Below are 1,639 nucleotides of genomic sequence, written 5' to 3' on the forward strand. Positions count from 1 at the left end.
TTGGACTGAATCCTTCTCACCCGAGACCCGTAACCGGCTTCAGCTGGTCATGCTCAGTAGCACCGGCGGCCGAGACTACCGCACATTAGAAGCTGCAGTTCAGTGCCTTCTCGCGGATCTCGGCCAACTACACCTATCCTCGAGCAGATCAGATGCTCGCGACGACTTCTTCTCGTACCTCAGCGAATGCGAGGATGAAATGGTCCCATCCGTCATGGAAGCCTTCGTGCAGGGCTACACTCGCGCCTTCGAACAAAACGCACGGATTCAGGCCTTCCATAGTGGTACTTCTTACACAGAGACGCTCATTCCCATGAGCGAGGAGCTGTTGAGTGAGCTCAACAGAGTGCTCGCCGAGGACCGAGTGGCCTTCGAGCTTGTCGATGGAGAGATGGTTCCGTTCGCCTCGCGCGAACTTCACGTTGAGGTCACTCAGCCGGCGCTCCGTCTCCTCGCGACCGCGGGCTGGGAACGCGTCGAAACGAGCTACCAGAACGCACTTTCAGAACTCGCTCGGGGCGAGGGCGCAAACGCCATCACAGACGCTGGGACCGCCCTTCAAGAAGCTTTGATACTGCGCGGAGCCGAGGGAAATCAGATAGGCGATCTGACCACCTCAGCGAAACACAGAGGCATCATCGCTGCCCACGACGCCCCGCTCCTGCAGACAATCGACAAGGCATGCAGATGGGTCTCAGCGGACCGAAGCAACACCGGCGATGCCCATAACTCCAGCAGTGCCAGCCGAGACGACGCCTGGTTCACAGTCCACATCGTTGGAGCAATCATCCTTCGGCTCAGCAGCCAAGCCCTCCGGGCAGAAGATGCCCGCTGACGATCAAAGTGCGTTCGGGCGAATTCGCCGCACTAGCTCGCTGAACACTGATGGTTTTGGAACACCCGTCGATTCGTTCGGCACGAGGCCGCCCGAAGAGTTTTTCTCTCTGCTCGGCCGCATCGTCGCGGTGAGTGGTCAGATTGAGTACCTCAAAGATCGACTGGCTCACCTACCTTCGGAAGAAACGGATTCGAGCAAGAAGGTCAAAAGATTCTATGAGAGAGCTCGTGCAGACCAGGAAGAACGTAACGGAGTCGTCCACTCCAGGTGGTTCTTCGGCGCGGATACAAGTGACCCTGATCTGATCACTGGTATCCGGTACAAAGTCCGGAAATCGAACGCGGGGCAGTTGGCGACGGTGTCCATCGTGGACGTGCCCGATAGCGAGCGCAAGCAGGTTGTGGTCCAACACACGCTCAAGTCTCTTGAGGCTCTGCACCGTCGACTGGTCGGAACGGTTCGCATTGGAGAGGTGGCTTATACAAGCCTCATGCTCAGCTGGGGAGCAACTCAGCTCGCGGAAGCTGATCCGCCCTCACCCTAAACTGAGTTCGTTATTGTCACGCACCCACCTTCCGCGCAGGCCTCCCCCGCGGCCGTAGCTCTTGGCCGGCGGCGAAACTCGCCACCGTCTACCGCTCAGCAGCCGTCCTCAACGCCGTCATCGCCTGGACCTACCATTTAAGAGACATGCCCTAGCTGTGGCCATGATCCCGTAGACAAAACTGGAGAAAGGGCCGTCCGTATCGCGCGGCTTACTCGTTCGAACGCCTGACAAATAACGTCACCGACGATACAGAC

General features: G+C 58.4%; 2 protein-coding genes. Both read left to right on the forward strand.

All coding sequences use genetic code 11. From position 1 onward, the window contains the following. The coding region (locus AB0O24_RS18910; protein ID WP_363376972.1) for a hypothetical protein at positions 1-835 on the forward strand (835 nt) is incomplete at its 5' end. After that, positions 825-1,382 carry a hypothetical protein gene (locus tag AB0O24_RS18915; protein ID WP_275801634.1) on the forward strand — a complete coding sequence of 186 codons (558 nt, stop codon included), beginning with the start codon at positions 825-827 and terminating at the stop codon, positions 1,380-1,382. The genes AB0O24_RS18910 and AB0O24_RS18915, both read left to right, overlap by 11 nt. Positions 1,383-1,639: the final 257 nt, after the last annotated feature.

This window comes from Microbacterium sp. NPDC086615, from assembly GCF_040686055.1.
Taxonomy (GTDB): domain Bacteria; phylum Actinomycetota; class Actinomycetes; order Actinomycetales; family Microbacteriaceae; genus Microbacterium.